Source organism: Natronolimnobius baerhuensis, assembly GCF_002177135.1.
Taxonomy (GTDB): Archaea; Halobacteriota; Halobacteria; order Halobacteriales; family Natrialbaceae; genus Natronolimnobius; species Natronolimnobius baerhuensis.
On sequence record NZ_MWPH01000001.1, the window covers coordinates 420,146 to 438,213 of the forward strand.

Sequence of the window (18,068 nt, forward strand, 5' to 3'; positions counted from 1 at the left end):
TTACCAGAATTTCAGGTTCTTCTTGACTGCTTCGCGCTTGAGCTCCTGAATGTGCTCAGTAAGCGGAATGTCTTTCGGACACACCTCGGTACAGGAGAACTGGGTCTGGCACCGCCAGACACCGTGTTCCTGCTCGAGAATGCGGAGTCGGTGCGCTTTGATGTCCTCGCTTTCGCGGTCGTCCATCGCGAACTTGTAGGCCTTGTTGATCGCGGCTGGGCCGAGATACTCGTTGTCGCCAGCGGCGATGTTACAACTAGACATACAGGCAGCACACCAGATACAGCGCGAGGACATCTTGATCTTCTCGCGGTTTTCGGGGGTCTGGCGCTGTTCTTCGAGTTCGTCCGATTCAGGCGTGTCCTCGTCCTGGAAGTACGGCTCGACGGCGTGCATCTGGTCGTAGAAGTGGTCCATGTCGACGACCAGGTCCTTGACGACCTCCTGATGTGGCAGCGGTTCGATTCGAACCGGCTGCTCGAGTTCGGAGATTTGGGTTTTGCAGCCGAGTTTCTGCGTGCCGTTGACGAAGAAGGCATCCGACCCACAGACGGCCTGCCGACAGGAGTGTCGGAAGGTAAGCGAGGAATCGAACTCGTCGCGGGCGTACATGACTGCATCGAGGACGGTCATCCCCTTCTCGAAGGGGACGTGGAAGTCATCAAAGCGCGGTTCCTGTTTGGCTTCGACTTCTGGGTCGTAACGGAACACTTTGAGGTGGACCGTCTCGTCGGCGGCTTCGGCCTCCTTCTCGGCGTGTTCGTCGACCATGCCGCTTTCTTTGTCTTTGAGTCGGCGCTGCTGTGGCGACTCCGCCCCTTTCATCTCGGGGTCTTTCGGTGACTCTTGACTCTCCGGCTCTTGTTGTTGCTGTTGTGTACTCATATTAGATGAAATCCCCCATGACAAGTGCAACGTAGGTGCCCTGGGCAACGAGTGCTACCCCGGCGATAACAAGGACCGCGAGGACGACCTTTTTCTGGGTGCCTTTAAGTCCCTGATTGACCAGCGCGTTGTAGACGCCGTTGACGCCGTGGAACGCCGCGGTGACCAGGAACAGAACCATCGTGATGAAGTAGCCCACGCTCGACATGCGGGCTTGCGTTCCTGCGAACGTCACGTCTGCGGCGTGGTTAACGAAGTGCAGTTGGAAGAAGTGGAACGCAAGCACGACGACGAGAAACGCCGCCGTGATGCGCTGGAGCAACCACCCGGTTCCGCCGGGCGTAAACGAAGAGTATCGTTCTGCCATTAGAAGCCCACCCCGTCCATGAATGTTGGGACGCTCGCCACGGTGATAAGTCCCGTGAGGATCAGCGAGGCGTAGAAACTCTTATCCTGGGCATCAAGTCCGATCCCGAGATCGACCATCAGCAGGCGAAGCCCGTTCAGGATGTGGAAGACGGCCACTGCGAGTAGGCCGACCTCGAGCACCCGGATAATGAACAGGGACTCGAGACCCTGGATCGTCGTGGTGTAAATGTCTGTTTCCTGTTGGATTGCCATTGGGTCACCGGCTGCTGCACCGATAGCTGTACTCAGCACGGCGATGTGGGTAAACAGGTAGCCGATCAGCATCCACCCGGTGAATTTGTGAAAAATCCACGCCCACATCCCGGCCGAGAACTCCTTCCACCGCCCGAAGTCCTCTATGAGGCCGCGATTGTAAGACTGACTCATACGCTCATGTGGACCGTTTGACCGTGGGGGTATAGAACTTACTTTTATCTCGCCCTGAACGCGTTTCCCCCATGAATAATTCATGGAAAAGAAACGGATTCACGGTGGCGCGGGTGCAACCAGCCGCGAATGATCGTCCCTCATTGGCCTATTCGACACGGCCAGTATAGTAGCTACTGCAAGTCAATGCACACCTGATCGCCAGACGGATGCGCGGTTCGGAGTGAACGAAGTGAGCGAGAACCGCGGAAAAGCGAGCGGCGAACGCAGTGAACCGCGAGCAGGATCGGCGATCAGTGTGTAAATAGTTGCAGTTGTTACTATATGACAACGCAGAATCACTCCTGTTGTCTCAACTTCGACTGTGACCGTTCTTCGGTATGTTCGCGCTCGAGGGCAACCTGCGTGTCCGGCGAGAGCCCGACAAGGTGACAGAGCGGGTTCCCGGGGTAGACGACGGGATTCTCGAGGACGCCGACGACGAGGCCGGTAAAGGGTGCTTCGACGGAGACGATGTCCTCTTCTTCCTTAAACGGGTTTGTGATCGAACAGATCACGTCGCCTTCCCTGACGAGTTCGCCGCGACCGTGTTTCATGTCGACGATACCGCCCGCGTCGGCGCGAATCCAGGTTTTCTTGCTCGAGTCGTCGATGAGGGTGCGCCAGCCCGGCCAGTGAACCGACGAATCGGGATGGCAGCCGAACTCGGCAAGGATGCTCGCAACGCCGGTCAGCGCGCGGTCGATGAGGCGGCGCTGGAAGCGGTGGGCCTCACCCATTTCGACGGTGATTGTCGGGACGCCGGCGTCGGTTGCTTCGCGCCGGAGGGTTCCGGAGGGACCTTCGCCGCCGATGATGACGTTCGAACTGAACGCGTTGGCGAGGCGGGCGACCTGGCCATTGTCCATGTTGGCTCGAACGTGGAGCATGTTGGTTCGCCCGCGCGTTGACGTATGAAAGTCGATCCCCAGATCGCATGGTTCGATGAAGTTCGTAAAGATGCGGTGAGCCATCCGGCGGGCGCTTGTCGAGCCTTCGCGGCCGGGAAACGACCGATTCAGGTCCCGGTCGTAGATCGGCAGATACCGCTCTTGGGCGAGAAAGCCCGGGACGTTCATCACGGGCAGACAGACCAGCGTGCCGTGTAACTCGGCGTGATCCCAGTCGTGGGCGACCTCGCGGACGACCTCGATCCCGTTGAGTTCGTCGCCATGGGCCGCCGCCGAAAGGAATACTGTCGGCCCAGGGTGTTTCCCGTTGACAATTGTCACCGGAATTCTGACAGGGTCGCCCAGATACGTCTCGCTGATCCCATACCGAATATTCGCGGATTCGCCGGGGTCGACCCGCCCACCGTCGTAGGTAAAGGCCTCCTCGAGGGCATCGGCGTCGGCAGTGGTTCCCCCGTCAGTGACGGGCATCGCACCGTCGACGTCCGAACCGTCGTCGCTCATACCCACGTCTGGAGGGGGAGCAATGTGAATCTTGTCGTTAGCTATCGTAGCCACTGCACGTCAGTGCACACCTGATCGCCAGCGGGTGCGCGGCTCGGAGCGGACGCGGTTCGGGAGGAATACGCGGTTTGAAACGAACGTAGTGAGTGAGAACCGCGGCGAAGCGAACGGGCGTCCGTGCCCGTGAGCAGTTCAGTCATCAGTGTGTGAAGTATTGCAGTTACTGTACAAACGCCCGGCAACTGCGGGAGAATCGCTCCCCGTGGGCATACGTTTTGTAGGAGGGCGTGATACGACGTCACATGGAGATTCGTACCGCGACCGATTCAGATATCGACACCATCCGCTCGATTGCCCAGCAGTCCCTGGGTTCGACGTACACGGACTTTCTCGAGGCAGAGACAATCGACCAGGCTATCGAGCAGTGGTACGGTGATTCGTTCAGCGACGACCTCGATACCGCGGACAGTCTCGTCCTCGTGGTCGAACGAGATGGCGAGGTCGTCGGCTTCTCACAGAGCGATCTGATTGGCCAGCAACACAGCACCGGCCGCATTCTCTGGCTCCACATCGACCCAGACAATCGCGGCGGCGGGACGGGTGTCCGCCTGCTCGTTCGAACCCGTGAACGGCTGCTCGAGGAGGGTGCCGACCACATTCAGGGTCTCGTCCTCGCGGACAACGAGGGCGGGAACACGTTCTACGAGAATCACGGCTTCAAGCAGGCGGGTCAGCGCGAGGTCGATATCGGCGAGGAAACGTTCACCGAAAACGTCTACGTCGAGGGCGACCTCGAGGACGAGGGCTGGAGCGCAATCGACGAACTCGAGATCGACGGCGAGACGGTCTACGTCAACTACGGTGAGGCCGCTCGCGGCTCGAGTTCGCCGTTTTACAGCGCCTACGAGACGGACGACCGCGAGGAGGTGTACGCCTGGCTGTGTGGCCAGTGTGACTCACTCGATAATACAATGGATACGATGGGGCGGATCGAGTGTAACGTCTGTGGCAATCGGCGGAAGGCAACCCGGTGGGACGCCTCGTACCTCTAAGCAGGGTTCGGGACGTTACGGCGTCGTTGTTCGCACATTCGAGACCGTAACACGTCCCTAGTGGATGATTGAGCAGGGCTGTTGTCCGCCAGTTCCGGAGTAACCGAGAGCTGTTCTCCGGGAACTCCAGTACATCGGTACAACAATCCGTCACAGTGCCTGTCCGCCGGGACGTGTCCTGTTGTCTCCGCATTACAATTGCCCCTGTCCGTGACCGACAGCGTGGATCGATCAGCCGCTTGCAGTCGGATCAGTATGCGGATCTGTTCACCCTCAATCACGTGCTATGAGTTCACAGGACCACATTGTTCGCGGGTTCAAGGCAGCGCTCGTCGCTCGAGCAATCTATATGCTCTCGAGCGCACTCTTGATGTTCGTTCTCGCGCGCTTCCTGCTTGACCCGGACGGCTACGGCGCGCTGTACTGGGCAATCGGCATTCTGGCCATCGTCCAGTTGTTCGCCGACGTCGGCCTCGGGAAGTCCGTCGCGAGATACATTTCTGAATACAGCGAGAAAGACCCGGGTCAGATCCCACATCTGCTGCGCTCGACCATCGCGTACAAACTGGTCATTATCGCCATCGTGGCCTATGCGCTGTTGCTCTTTCACGAAGAGATCGCGGTCATGCTCGGCGAGCCAAGCGCAGCGCCTTTCCTCGCCGCAGGCGTCCTCTACATCGTCGTCAACTCGTTTAACTCCTTTACGCAAGTCGCGTTTCAGGGATTCAATCACCTCCAGTACAGCGCGGCAACGCAAGCAATCGGCGGCGCGATGCGACTCATCTTCGCCGTCATCTTCGTCGTTGCCGGCTTTGGCGCACTCGGCGCGCTGTTTGGCTACATCGTCGGCTATGCCATCGCCGCCGCGTTCGGACTCGGAATCCTCTACTTCAAATTCTATCGCACCTACGACCCAGCCGAGGAGTACGAGGAGGGACTCTCGAGGCGCTTGCTCGAGTACAGTGTGCCGTTGACGGCGACTCGAAGTGCGAACGTCGTCGACAAACAGATCGACACCGTCCTCGTCGGGGTGTTCCTGACGCCGACGGCAGTCGCGTTCTACACGCTGGCAAAGCAGATTACGGATTTCGTACTCGCACCCGCCGAATCGCTCGGCTTTACGATCTCGCCGAATTTCGGCGAGTACAAAGCGAACGGCAATCTCGGGGAGGCGCGCCAAATCTACGAGACGTCGCTGCTGAATACGATGTTGCTGTATATTCCCGCTGCGGCCGGTCTCGCAATCGTCGCCGATCCGTTCATTACGATGATCTTCGGCGGCGACTACGCTGGTGCCGTCATCGTCTTGCAGGTACTCTCCGCGTTCGTCGTCCTGCAGGCAATTACGAACCTTACCAGCGACAGTTTGGATTACCTCGGGCGCGCCCGCGCTCGAGCGATTGCCAAAGGAGTCACCGCCGCGGCGAACCTCGGTCTCAACATCATCCTCATTCCGACGATGGGTGTTGTCGGCGCGGCACTTGCGACAGTTGCGACGCACTCCGTGTACGTCGCCGTCAATGTCTACATCGTGCACAGCGAACTGTCGCTCCGAGTTGGCTCGCTTGCCCGCTCGATGGCGGCGATCTGTGTGATTACCGGTCTGATGGCCGTCGCCGTGTTGCTCGTGATGCCGATGGTCTCGAATATTCTGATGCTGTTCGGTGCGGTTGCACTCGGTGCGGCAATCTGGGCGCTCCTTGCAGTACTCAGCGGACTGGTTGACCCGAACGAAGTTCGATCAGTTGTCGGTTGATATCCTCCCTGATTTAATCGGTGGGGTGTTCTCCTCGACGTTCGTACTAGACTCGCCAGAGTAGGGTGGCACCCACGACGCACTCTCAGACAGAGAACTGCTGACAGCAATGATGTCGGTGCTGAGATGGATGTGTCTCAGTCAGGTTTCATTTTAATATCTTATTCTGCTGAAACGCTGTGGCTGGCGTTGTTCGGCAGTATTAACCCCGCGGTCGATATGTATGACGTATGGCTGTTGCTGATCCCGTCACGGTTGGGGTACTGAGTCTACATACGAGCAAAGAAACCAAGGCAATTCTCAACGCCGTCGAGGCACTCGGACACGAGACAGAGTGGCTGCGCGCCGAAAATACGTCGATCAGCATCGACGGCGGAACCGTCGTCCTCGAGCCGGATGTCGACGTAATCGCGAACCGAATGCTACTTTCGAACACCGAACAGCCTGCGGAGGAACTCGGCCTCGCGAATACGTTCGCGCAGTTGCTGCCGATGCTTAACGAGCCAGCGTCGGTGCTGACGGCGATGCACAAACTCTCGACAGCGACGACACTCGCAGCGAACGACGTTCAGGTTCCCGACGTCACCCTCGCCTTACACAGCGACAAACTCAACGCAGTTCGAGACCGCTACGGTGAGGAGGCCGTCTACAAGACCGCAATTGGAACCCACGGCGGCGGCACCTGGAAAGTCGGTCCCGACGACCCGGTTAACGCCAAAGTCGGTAACCGCTATGCCTTCTTGCAGGAACTGATCGACCGCGATGACGAACGTCACCGAGACATTCGCGTCTACGTCGTCGGCGGCGAGGTCATCAGCGCGATGTATCGCTACGCTCCCGATAACGACTGGCGCACGAACGTTGCACTCGGTGGGAGCGTCGAAAACGCGACCGAGGACCTCCCCGAGGAAGCCCGTGAGATGGCCCGCCGTGCTGCTGACTCCACCGGCCTCGACTACGCCGGCGTCGACTTAGTCGAAAGCGACGACGGCTGGTTCGTCCTCGAGGTGAATCCGACAGCCGGATTCAAGGGACTGTACGAAGCGACTGGCATCAGCCCCGCGCCCATGATCGCAGAACTCGCTATTGAAGCGGCTGGCGGCGAGGTCGACACGGACCGCGTCGACGAACTCTCGGCGGTGCTGGATGACTCACAGCCGACTGCACGGCCACCACAGACGATTCAGGACAACAGTGAGCGAAGCATCATTGGCTACACCGAGGAAGTCGTCCTATCGGGTACCAGCGGCTCGAAATCGGTGCTCTCGAAATCCGACACGGGTGCGACTCGGACGAGTATCGATACATCACTCGCTGCCGACATCGGTGCAGGACCAATCAAATCGATCACGCGCGTTCGCTCGGGAAGCAGTAAAACGACCAAGAGTCGCCCAGTCGTCGACGTTGTCGTCGGCGTCGGTGGCAACCAACACACCGTCACCGCAAGCGTCGAGGACCGTAGCCACATGGACTACCCCGTCATCCTCGGTCGCGATATTCTTGGCAACTACCAGGTCGACGTTAGTCGACGGGCTGACGCCGATATGGAAGATATGCCCGAAGAGGAAGAAGAGTAAGACAGCGAACGACGACAATCGTTCTCTCGAGCCAACACGAACTGTCCACCGATTAGTTTATTGACTATTCCGTCGAACGTGACTGTACGATGGTGATGGTCCTCGCATCCACCCTCTCCGGCAAACCAGTGCTGAGTACAAACGGCGAAGAACTCGGGACGGTCGAAAACATCACGATGAACGTCGACACCGGCGCACTCGAGGCAGTGCGTGTCGCGCCGGCGACTGACACAATTCGTGGGTTTGACGTAGCCGAGAACGGTTCCCTGCTCGTCCCGGCCGCGTGTCTCTGTGACGTCGACGACTACCTGCTCGTCGAACGCCCGGATCGCTGACCGGCGCGGACAGCGGCATCGAGTCTGCTGGCGATCACGATTCGTCTCCAGTTTTCAGTACGTGGTTGCTCACTGACTCCTCCCCTCGAGAGTGTCGATTTTGAGGGCAACTCCCGTTCATTCCTCGAGTTCGACGGCGAGAGTACACGGTTCCACACGCACTCTCTGTGAATCGATATTCCCCATTTCAAAAAATACCTTTTCCGACAGCAAAGAGTTCCTTCGAGAAGTAGACAATCTTAATAGGGAAAAGCAGCAACTGTCCCATGATGACTAACTCAAACCAAGACTGGTGGCCGAACCGGTTGAACTTGGATATTCTCGACCAGAATACTCGCCAAATCGATCCGCGAGGCGAGGAGTTCGACTATGGAGCGGCTTTTGAGGAACTCGACCTCGATGCGGTAAAATCGGACATCGAGGACGTGATGACCACGTCGGAAGACTGGTGGCCAGCGGATTACGGTCACTATGGGCCGCTGTTTATCCGAATGGCCTGGCACAGTGCCGGGACCTACCGGACCAGCGACGGTCGCGGCGGCGCAGCCGGCGGTCAGCAGCGTTTTGCCCCGCTTAACAGCTGGCCGGACAACGCGAACCTCGATAAGGCACGCCGCGTGCTTTGGCCTGTCAAACAGAAGTACGGCCAGAACCTCTCGTGGGCCGACCTGATCGTGCTGGCTGGCAACGTCGCCCTCGAGTCGATGGGATTCGAGACGTACGGTTTTGCTGGCGGGCGTGAAGACGAGTTCGAGCCTGACGAAGCCGTCGACTGGGGACCTGAAAACGAGTGGGAGGCCTCCGAACGCTTCGACAACGAGGATGAACTGAAGGAAGGACTCGGCGCAACCGTCATGGGCCTCATCTACGTGAACCCTGAGGGGCCAAACGGCGAACCGGATCCAGAGTGGTCTGCAGAGCGCATCCGAGAGTCCTTCGGTCGGATGGCAATGAACGACAAGGAAACAGCCGCACTCATCGCTGGTGGACACACCTTCGGGAAGGTCCACGGCGCGGACGATCCGGACGAACACGTCGGTCCGGAGCCCGAAGCGGCACCAATCGACCAGCAGGGATTCGGCTGGGAGAGCGACCACGGCTCCGGGAAAGGAGCCGACACGATCACGAGCGGCATCGAAGGCCCATGGAACACCACGCCAATCCAGTGGGACATGGGATACATCGACAACCTGCTGAATCACAAGTGGTGGCCCGAGAAGGGTCCCGGCGGTGCCTGGCAGTGGACCACGCAGAACGGCGAACTCGACGAGGCCGCCCCCAGCACCGACGGCTCCGACGAGAAAGAAGACGTCATGATGTTGACCACGGACGTCGCCCTCAAGCGAGACCCCGACTACCGGGAGATCCTCGAGGAGTTCCAGGAGAACCCAATGGAGTTCGGGATGACCTTCGCGAAGGCGTGGTACAAACTGATCCACCGCGACATGGGCCCACCAGTCCGATTCCGCGGTCCAGAGGTTCCGGAAGAAGAACAACTCTGGCAGGATCCGATCCCTGATGCAGACTACGACCTCATCGACGAGGAAGACATCGCTGCTCTCAAAGACGAGATTCTTGCGACCGATCTCTCTATCTCGCAGCTCGCAAAAACCGCCTGGGCAGCCGCCTCGACCTACCGCGACAGCGACAAACGCGGCGGCGCAAACGGCGCTCGCATCCGCCTCGAGCCCCAGTCGAACTGGGAGGTCAACGAGCCCGACGAACTCGAGTCGGTGCTTGCGACCTACGAGGATATCCAAGCGGAGTTCAACGATTCCCGGTCTGATGACGTACGCGTCTCGCTTGCAGACCTGATCGTTCTTGGCGGAAACGCAGCCGTCGAACAGGCTGCTGCTGACGCCGGCTACGATATCGAGGTGGCATTCGAACCTGGCCGTACCGACGCCTCGCAGGAACAGACTGACGTCGAGTCGTTCCAGGCGCTCAAGCCTGCCGCTGATGGATTCCGCAACTACTACAGCGACGATGCCGACGAATCCCAAGAAGAGTTGCTCGTCGACAAAGCGGACCTGCTCGACCTGTCACCAACTGAGATGACGGTACTGGTTGGCGGCATGCGCGCACTGGGCGCAACCTATCAAGACTCCAACCTTGGTGTCCTCACTGGCCAGCCCGAGACACTGACCAACGACTTCTTCGTGAACCTGCTCGACATGGACTACGAGTGGGAAGCCTCCGGAGACTCGGCAGACATCATGGGATGGGAAGCGGCCGCCGACTCCGAGACCGACGAGGTCTTCGAACTGCGTGACCGCAAGACCGGCGAGGTCGAATGGACAGCAACCCGCGCAGACCTCATCTTCGGGTCGAACTCCCGACTGCGTGCCATCGCAGACGTCTACGCGTCCGACGACGGCGAGGAGAAATTCGTACAGGACTTCGCCGAAGCGTGGGGCGACGTGATGCACCTCGACCGCTTCGATCTCGAGTAAGCACCCCTCGAGCATTCGTCTCGTTTCGTTTTCTGGTGGCGATTCCGCGAGTTTCACTCGCCTCGAATAACGATTTCGTCGTCCGTTATCTCGGCGATGTGAGCGGGTTCGACCGGATACTCGTCGCTTCCCTCGTTACCCCAGCCGAGTCGTGCTTTGAGTCGATCTGCCAGGCCAGCCTCCGGATCGACGTAGACCGTCTCGCCCTCGACGTGTGAGGCGATGCCAATCTCCTGGCCCGTCTCATCGACGATGACCTTGCCCTGATCATCGGCCGATGGGGAGGCCGTTACTGACGAATCGGTCGGTGGTTCCGACGGGTGGTCATCGCCAGCGTCAGCATCGGCGTCCATCGCCGATTTCGGAGTCTCGTGAGTTTCGGCTCCTGCCTGCTCGCCGTCCACAGTGGCCGTCTCACCGCTCGTTCGCTCCCCGCGCACCTCAGTCGCGGTCGCTGCTCGCTCGTCCGACAGCATCGTCTCGTACTCCTCGACGCCAATGATCTCGCTCTCGAGGATGTCGCTGCCGATCACCTCGGAGTCGACGGTCTGGGTTTCCTCGAGGACGAACGTCGCACGTGTTTGCTCGGAGACTTTTTCGTCCCGCGTCCGTCGTTCGATGAGTTCAGTTCGGACGGTATCGCCCTCGCCGCGCTTGCTCTCGATAATTTCCCGTTCGATTACCTCATCGGGCGAGACGTCGGCCTCAACGACGTCGCTCTCAACAATCGAGCGCTGAATCGTCTCGAGTTCGACGTCCGTCTCGAGTTCGTCGCGTTCGACGTGCTCGTCCGACTCGAGGTCGACATCGACCACGCGGCTCTCGATGGTGTAGCGTTCGATCTCTTCGATTGTCTCGAGGCGAGTTTCGTCGGTCGTCACCTCGATCACGTCGGCGCTTACGAACTCGGTGTCGACGATATCTCTGCTCAGCAGTTCGGTGTCGACGACGTGTCGGTCGGCAAGTTCGGTGTCGACGACCTCGCTCTCAATCGTATCACGCTCGACGATCTCGCGTTCGATCACCTGTGTTTCGACGATTTCCGTCGTGACGGTCTCACCCTGTCGAAGCTGATCCTCGAGTTCGCCCCGTCCGAGGTCGGCTCGTTCGAACGCCATCTCGCGCGCCAAGAGGTCGAAGTCGCCGAGTCCCTCGCGTTCGCTTGCAGGGTCGTCCTCGTAGACGAAGACCAGTTCCTGTTCCGTGATCGTTTCGGAGAACTCGTCCCAGGTGTGTTCTTCGTGGTCCTGGCCGATTTCGCCCTGGCGAGCGAAGGTGTGGCCGTGGCCCTCGCCGCCATGTGTGGAGATCGGGACGGCGTCGCGTTCCTCGGCCCACTCCCGAATCCGATCCGGGTCGGTGGTCATGCGTCGCGTCGTCTGGCTCTCGGTGGAGTCCGTGGGATCGGGTGTATTGTCTGCCATCGACCCTACTGCAGTCGGCTCACACTTCAGTCGGCAGGGCCGTCTCTGCAATTCAGGCTCCGATTTCTCCGCCCGTCCGACCAGACCGAATCGCGTCGAATCGTAATCAGTGATTGGATCGCCTGTCCGTGGCACCGATAGCTGTCTGCCGCTGAAACTCGCGGGCAGTGAGTGCTTACCGCCGCTCAATCAGACTCGTACGCTGCCCAGATATAGCGCGTCGCGACGCTCCGGTACGGTCGCCACGGCGCTGCGATTTCGCGCATCTCAGGACGGGTCAGGGATTCGCCATCGGCGTATAACTGCTCGATACCGCGGCGAACCGCGAGGTCTCCCAGCGGCAGGATGTCGGGGCGCTCGAGAACGAACAGGAGGTACATTCGGGCCGTCCAGTCGCCGATCCCTTTGATTTCGGTGAGCAGATCGATAACCTCCTCGTTGGAGTGGTCGGCCAGCCCGGCCCGCGAGTAGTCGCGGTCTTGAAACGCCCGCGCGGCGTTGCGAACGTAGTCGATCTTGCTGCGGGCGAGTCCGGCCTCGTACAGGGCGTCTTGATCGGCCGCCAGCACAGTTTCGGGTGTGACCTCGCCCTCGAGGACGTCGAAGACGCGTTCGCGGATCGCCAGCGCGCTCGCGGTCGAGACCTGCTGGTTGATGATCGAAATACAGAGTCGCTCGTACTCGCTCCAGTCGGGTTCCTCGTAAGGGTCGTGGTCGTCAATTAGCCGCGCCATCACGGGGTCTTCCCGGAGAACGGATTCTGCCTCGTCTCTCATGCGATATTGGGTGTCCGAACTACGGGACTGAACCCGGATATGCATCTCGCTTCCGGCGAGTTGCGAGTGGAACTGATCGCATCACTCGAGGTGATGATAGTCGAGTTCGTACCCTTCATCGAGGGCGTTTTGCACCGGCTCGCTTGGCTCGCCGACGCCGCGACGCCGAATCTCCGTGCCGCGTTCGCCCGCCGAGAGGAGGAGGTTGACCCGCCAGCCCGCCTCCGTCTTCGGATGGTCTGTTCGGTAGTGTGCCCCTCTCGATTCGGTGCGCTCGAGTGCGGTTCGAAACAGGGTATCGGCGACCGTGAGGCTGAACGAGAGGTCGACAGCGTACTCGAACGACCGCGAGGTGCGGTCGCCATCGACTCGCAGTGACCCTGTTCGATCCCGAAGCAATGCGAGGCGCTCGAGGCCCTCCCGAAGCGCCGATTCGTCCCGAAGGATGCCGGCGTGGTCCCACAGGATCTCGCCGAGTTCGGCGAGCAGTGTTTCTGGTGTGTGGCGACCGTCTGCGGCCTCGAGTTGGGTGAGTGCCCGCAGTTCGCGTTCGGCGAGTGCTCGTTGATCTGCGGTGACGTTCGGCTCTAGAGTCGCATTAGTTATCGCACCGGCGACGTGCTCGCCGACCAACTTGCCGATGGCGACGGTTTCGGCCAGCGAGTTGCCGCCGAGTCGATTCGCACCGTGGACGCCTGCGACGGCCTCGCCAACGGCGTAGAGCCCGTCGACGGCCGTTTCGCCCGTTTCGAAGTCGATGTCGACCCCGCCCATCGTGTAGTGGGCGGTCGGGGCGACCTCCATCGGCTCGCTGGTGATGTCGACGCCGAGGGAGTCGAACCGTTCGACCATCGTCGGCAGGCGCTCGCGGACGTACTCGTCCTCGCGGTGTGAGATATCGAGGAGGACGCCGCCGTTGTCCGTTCCCCTGCCTTCCCGAACCTCCTGTGCAATTGCGCGAGCGACGACGTCGCGAGCATCGAGTTCCATCTGGTCGGGCGAGTAGCGTTCCATGAACCGCTCGCCAACGGCGTTGTAGAGGCGACCGCCCTCGCCACGAACCGCCTCCGTGACGAGCCGGCCGTCCCACTCCTCGCCGTAGCGGTCGCCGACCATGCCGGTCGGATGGAACTGGACGAACTCGAGGTCGAGCAACCGGGCCCCGGCCTCGAGCGCCAGCGCTTGGGCGTCACCGTTGTTCTCATCGTCCCTCGAGGAGTGGCGGTCGTAGACGGCGGAGAAGCCGCCCGCTGCGAGGACGACGTGGTCCGACCGGAACAGCAGGCCGTTTCCGGTGTCCATATCGAAGCCGACCGCACCCGAGACGCGGTCGCCATCCGAGAGCAACCGCGTGATCATCACGTTCTCGCGGTAGGGGATCTCGAGGGCCTGCGCGCGGTCGATCAGCGTCTCGAGAATTGCCTCACCCGTGCGGTCGCCGATAAAGCAGGTCCGCCGGTACGACTGGGCCCCGAAGTACCGCTGGTTGATCGCGCCGTCGTCGGTGCGGTCAAAGGGCGTCCCCCACTCCTCGAGTTCGTGGATTCGGTCGGGCATCTCCTGTGCAGTGAGTTCGACCGCTGCCGGATCGTTCAGGTGGTGGCCTTCGTTCAGCGTATCCGCCGCGTGAATCGTCCAGTCGTCGTCTTCGTCGAGCGAGCCGAGCGCGGCGTTGATGCCGCCGGCCGCCCAGACCGTGTGTGCATCACCGTGGTTTCGCTTGCCGATTACCAGTGGCTCGAGGCCGGATTCCGCGAGTTCAATGGCGACTCGCGCCCCGGCCGCGCCAGCGCCGATGACGAGCGCCGGCGTCGTCACGATGTCGTACTCGAGGTCGTTCGCTGACGACGAACCGGTGGCGGGACGCCATCGGTTTTCGATGCCGGCCCCGCGCTCGCTCGCCGTGGTCGTCGACCGGTGCCTCTCGCCCGGGTCCGTGTGTTCGTCAGCAGGCATGATACAGTTCGTACTCGGGTGCGAGCGTATTTAGGGCGCTCCCCGAACGATGCAATTCACTCGAGAGGGGCGCTGTAGACCTCATTTGACGGACTTGCCGGCAAACCGTTTACGGCGCTCGAGGTCGTACTCGAGACCGAATCGACGGATGCAACCGGTCGTCCACCTCGTCGTCGGCTACATCTGCTACGCAGCCTATGCGCGCTGGCGTTTCGACGGGCCACCGGCGGATGCGCCTGTACTCGCGGCACTCGTCGGCGCGGCGCTCCCAGACCTGCTCGACAAACCGCTCGCGGCCGCCGGCGTCGTCGGTGTCGGGCGGACAGTCGGCCACTCGCTGCTGTTCGTCGTCCCGCTCGTCGTTGTGGTCTGGTTCTCCGCGCGCGCTCGAGACCGCGAGGTGCTTGGCGTCGCCTTCGCGATTGGAATCGGCTCGCATATCGCGACGGATATTCCCTGGCACGTCCTCGCGGGAGACTACCACGAACTCGGCTTTCTCCTCTGGCCGATTACACCGATGCCGGAATACAGTGGCGTCAAGGGCCTCGGAACCCTGCCTGCCCTCGAGGTCACGATCACGACGCTGTGGCTCGAGGCCGTGATTTTCGTCGCCGGGGTGGCGCTCTGGTGGCACGACGGGCGGACGGGACTCGAGGCGATTCGGCGGCGACTCGGACGCTGAGACGACGGTTCGACACACGACGCGAACTGGCTCCAGCCGACGAGAGGCTTTTCGTTTCTGCCATCCTATCTAGCGTATGTCTTTCTCTCCAATCCTGTGCCCGGTCTGTAATGAGGAGATGGGCCTCGAGGAAGACCTCGAGCACCATCTGGTATACGAACATAAACCCCGTGAGCTGGCGAAACGACTCGTCGCAGAATGGGAAGCAGAGGAACTCGGCGACGCGGTCTGAGTGTCACGTTCGATCCGCGGCAATCATTTTTCTCGAGACGACAACGAATCGATTACTGGTCGGCGTCGCCACCCTCGAGTCCGTCGCGCTCGAGCGCAGCCGGCGTTTCGGGTTCGACGTTCGCGAGTCGCATCGCGTTGCCGGTCACGCCGAGGCTCATGCCCATGTCGCCGATGACGACCGCGTGGATCACCGTGACGACGCCGAAGGGCGCACCCGCGGCGAGAACGGCCTTCACGGCGAGACTCGCCCAGATATTCTGCCGAATCACGCCGTTTGCGTTCCCCGAGAGTTCGTAGAGATAGGGCAGTCGAGTAAGGTCGTCGCCCATCAGCGCCACGTCGGCCGTCTCGAGGGCCGTATCGGTCCCTGCCGCGCCCATCGCGATGCCGACCGTCGCGGTCGCGAGTGCGGGCGCGTCGTTGATGCCGTCGCCGACCATGGCGACGTGGGCCGGATCGTCCCCGTTGCCGTACTCGTTTTCGAGTCGACGAATCCACTCGAGTTTTGCCTCGGGCAGCAGTTCGGCGTGGTAGTCGTCGATCCCGACCTCGCTCGCAATCGCGCGAGCAGTCCCCTCGTTGTCGCCGGTGAGCATCACGACGCGAACGCCCTGGTCCTGCAACCGGGAGACGGCCCACGCGGCTTCCGGCCGAACGCGATCCGCGACGGCGACGACGCCGAGCGGCCGGTCTTCCGTGCCGACGATGACGACCGTCTTGCCCTCGCTCTCGAGGTCGGGGACGATGTCAGAAAGTACGTCCAGACACCCGTCTCGGTCGCACTGGGACTGTGTCGTCTCGTAGCCCATCTCCGCGAGCGTGACACCGCCGTCGGTCGTCGCGTGGACGTGCTCGAGATCCGCGAGGCCGTCGAAGAGGTCCGGCTTGCCGACGTAGTGTGTCTCACCGTCGATATCGGCACGGACGCCTTTGCCGGTCAGCGCCTCAAACTCGGAGATGTCGGGTTCGTCGTCCGCATCGAATCCGTGCTCGTCCGCGTAGCCGACGATTGCCTGCCCAATCGGGTGTTCGCTGCGCCGTTCGGCGGCCGCAGCGCGTCGGAGGACATCCGTCTCGTCGGCTCCCTCGAGCGGGATCACATCGGTCACGGAGAGGTCGCCGGTCGTCAGCGTGCCCGTCTTGTCGACCGCGAGGACGTCGCTGTCGCCGACGGCCTCGAGGTGTTTGCCGCCCTTGATCAGGACGCCGTTTCGCGCGGCGCTCGTGATACCGGAGACGACGCTGACGGGCGTCGAGATGACCAGCGCGCAGGGACAGGCGATCACGAGCAGCGTCAGGCCGACGACGAACCAGTAACTCCAGGATGCGCCGAAGACGAGCGGTGGCACGAACGCGGCGGCGGCCGCGAGGACGACCACAATCGGCGTGTAGACGCTTGCAAAGCGGTCGATAAACTGCTCGCGGTCGGTCTTTTCACGTTCTGCATCCTCGACCATGCGGACGATTCGAGCGATGGTCGAGTCTGCAGCCTCGCTCTCGACGTCGACCTCGAGGTAGCCCGATTCCGGAATCGTCCCGGCGTAGACCTCGTCGCCTGCGGCCTTGTCTTCGGGGACGCTCTCGCCCGTAATCGGCGACTGGTCGACCGCGCTTTCTCCCTTGAGGACGGTCCCGTCGGCGGGAATCTTCTCCCCCGGCCGGACGACGACCGTGTCGCCGATCTCGAGGTCGTCCGCGGGAATCGTCTCCTCGCTCCCGTCCGCGCGTTTGACGGTCGCGGTATCGGGTGAGAGGTCCATGAGTTCGCGCAGGGAGTCCCGCGCACGATCCATCGAGAACTGCTCTAAGAGTTCGGCAACGCTGAAGAGGACGGCGAGGATCGCCCCCTCGAAGGGGTGGTGTGCGGCGACGCTCGCGACGATGCCGAGGCTCATCAGAAAGTCGATGTCGAGACTCCGGTTGCGCAGCGAGTAGTAGCCGTTTCGCAGGATCGGCGTCCCGGCGACGACGACGGCCGCGATGAACAGGAGATGCGAGAGGTCGTAGACCCGGTCGATGGGCCCCACGGCGAGCGTCCCAAACGCTGGATCGACGGCCGGGAACACGAACTCGAGGGCCATCCCGACGACGACGAGGAGGCCACCGAGTGCGGTGCCGAGAGCGCGGCGGCTCTTCCAGACGGCCGCGCGCTCGCCGAGTGCGCTCTCGTCGTCACCGACCAGCGTTGCCTCGTAGCCGGCGGATTCGACTGCCGCTGTCACGGTGTCGCGGTCGGCATCCGTCGTCGATACTGTGACTCGGCCCGATGCCGGTTGGGTCTCGACCGCACCGACGCCCTCGGTGTCGGCGAGTGCGTTCTCGACCTTGCTCGCACAGGAGGCACAGTCCATGCCAGGGACCGACAGTGTCAGCTCCGTAGCGGCCGATTCAACCGCGTATCCGGCCGCCTCGACCCGTTCGCGAATTGCGCGCTCGCTCGTCACACTCGAGTTGTACGTCACGAGAAGTCGCCCGCTGGTCACTCGCGGGTCGATCTCGTCGATGCCCTCGAGGCGTTCGACGCTGTTCGTCACTTTTCCCGCACAGGTCGGACAATCCATCTCGGGCACCCGCAGGTCGAGCGTGCGACTCGAGTCCGGCGGCGTCTCAGGTGTGGACTCGCTCATCACACTGCTGTAGGGAACGGCCCCGGATACAGATTATTTGGCGTGCGCCAACTCGAGCGTTG

General features: G+C 61.5%; 15 protein-coding genes. 7 read left to right on the plus strand and 8 right to left on the minus strand.

Features of this window, described 5'->3' with window-relative positions; genetic code table 11:
- The 4 genes from B2G88_RS02110 to B2G88_RS02125 form a co-directional block, all read right to left on the minus strand.
- A complete protein-coding gene (locus B2G88_RS02110) occupies positions 1–885 on the minus strand; it encodes a succinate dehydrogenase/fumarate reductase iron-sulfur subunit (RefSeq protein WP_054862175.1) in 885 nt (294 codons plus the stop codon).
- 1 nt (position 886) lies between these two features.
- Positions 887–1,252, minus strand: coding sequence for a succinate dehydrogenase hydrophobic membrane anchor subunit (locus B2G88_RS02115; protein WP_087713844.1), 366 nt, complete (start codon positions 1,250–1,252; stop codon positions 887–889).
- Positions 1,252–1,680 carry a succinate dehydrogenase, cytochrome b556 subunit gene (gene sdhC, locus B2G88_RS02120; protein ID WP_087713845.1) on the minus strand — a complete coding sequence of 143 codons (429 nt, stop codon included), beginning with the start codon at positions 1,678–1,680 and terminating at the stop codon, positions 1,252–1,254. The genes B2G88_RS02115 and sdhC overlap by 1 nt, the downstream gene beginning before the upstream one ends.
- Positions 1,681–2,018: 338 nt before the next feature.
- The gene (locus B2G88_RS02125) at positions 2,019–3,134 is read right to left on the minus strand and encodes a succinylglutamate desuccinylase/aspartoacylase family protein (protein WP_054862174.1); all 1,116 of its coding nucleotides are present in this window, start codon (positions 3,132–3,134) and stop codon (positions 2,019–2,021) included.
- A gap of 302 nt (positions 3,135–3,436) precedes the next feature.
- Between B2G88_RS02125 and B2G88_RS02130 the strand changes: the two genes are divergently transcribed.
- The 5 genes from B2G88_RS02130 to katG all read left to right on the plus strand — a co-directional run bounded on the left by B2G88_RS02130 (position 3,437) and on the right by katG (position 10,307).
- Complete coding sequence (locus B2G88_RS02130) at positions 3,437–4,186, plus strand: GNAT family N-acetyltransferase (RefSeq protein WP_054862173.1); 750 nt, start codon at positions 3,437–3,439, stop codon at positions 4,184–4,186.
- A 286-nt stretch (positions 4,187–4,472) separates the two neighbouring features.
- Positions 4,473–5,942 carry a flippase gene (locus B2G88_RS02135; RefSeq protein ID WP_087713846.1) on the plus strand — a complete coding sequence of 490 codons (1,470 nt, stop codon included), beginning with the start codon at positions 4,473–4,475 and terminating at the stop codon, positions 5,940–5,942.
- Positions 5,943–6,172: 230 nt separating this feature from the next.
- Positions 6,173–7,519, plus strand: a complete 1,347-nt coding sequence (locus B2G88_RS02140) for a RimK family alpha-L-glutamate ligase (protein WP_087713847.1) — start codon at positions 6,173–6,175, stop codon at positions 7,517–7,519.
- An 89-nt stretch (positions 7,520–7,608) separates the two neighbouring features.
- Positions 7,609–7,854 carry a PRC-barrel domain-containing protein gene (locus tag B2G88_RS02145; protein ID WP_054862172.1) on the plus strand — a complete coding sequence of 82 codons (246 nt, stop codon included), beginning with the start codon at positions 7,609–7,611 and terminating at the stop codon, positions 7,852–7,854.
- 266 nt (positions 7,855–8,120) lie between these two features.
- Positions 8,121–10,307, plus strand: a complete 2,187-nt coding sequence (gene katG, locus B2G88_RS02150) for a catalase/peroxidase HPI (protein ID WP_281253819.1) — start codon at positions 8,121–8,123, stop codon at positions 10,305–10,307.
- 53 nt (positions 10,308–10,360) lie between these two features.
- On the opposite strand, the gene B2G88_RS02155 is transcribed toward katG, so the two are convergent.
- From B2G88_RS02155 to B2G88_RS02165, 3 genes are all read right to left on the minus strand, one after another.
- Entirely contained in the window at positions 10,361–11,731 is a 1,371-nt protein-coding gene (locus B2G88_RS02155) for a hypothetical protein (protein ID WP_087713848.1), read from the minus strand.
- A 185-nt stretch (positions 11,732–11,916) separates the two neighbouring features.
- Positions 11,917–12,507, minus strand: a complete 591-nt coding sequence (locus B2G88_RS02160; RefSeq protein ID WP_054862171.1) for a DNA-3-methyladenine glycosylase family protein — start codon at positions 12,505–12,507, stop codon at positions 11,917–11,919.
- An 81-nt stretch (positions 12,508–12,588) separates the two neighbouring features.
- Positions 12,589–14,463: an L-aspartate oxidase gene (locus tag B2G88_RS02165; protein WP_087713849.1), complete on the minus strand. Its 1,875-nt coding sequence runs from the start codon at positions 14,461–14,463 to the stop codon at positions 12,589–12,591.
- A gap of 148 nt (positions 14,464–14,611) precedes the next feature.
- Here B2G88_RS02165 and B2G88_RS02170 point away from each other — a divergent pair, with 148 nt between their 5' ends.
- A complete protein-coding gene (locus B2G88_RS02170) occupies positions 14,612–15,145 on the plus strand; it encodes a metal-dependent hydrolase (RefSeq protein ID WP_054862170.1) in 534 nt (177 codons plus the stop codon).
- A 76-nt stretch (positions 15,146–15,221) separates the two neighbouring features.
- A complete protein-coding gene (locus tag B2G88_RS19390; protein WP_176393161.1) occupies positions 15,222–15,377 on the plus strand; it encodes a hypothetical protein in 156 nt (51 codons plus the stop codon).
- Between the two features lie 52 nt (positions 15,378–15,429).
- Here the strand turns inward: B2G88_RS19390 and B2G88_RS02175 are convergent, their stop codons facing one another.
- Positions 15,430–18,006 (minus strand): heavy metal translocating P-type ATPase, encoded by a 2,577-nt coding sequence (locus tag B2G88_RS02175; RefSeq protein WP_087713850.1) that lies wholly within the window; start codon positions 18,004–18,006, stop codon positions 15,430–15,432.
- Positions 18,007–18,068: the final 62 nt, after the last annotated feature.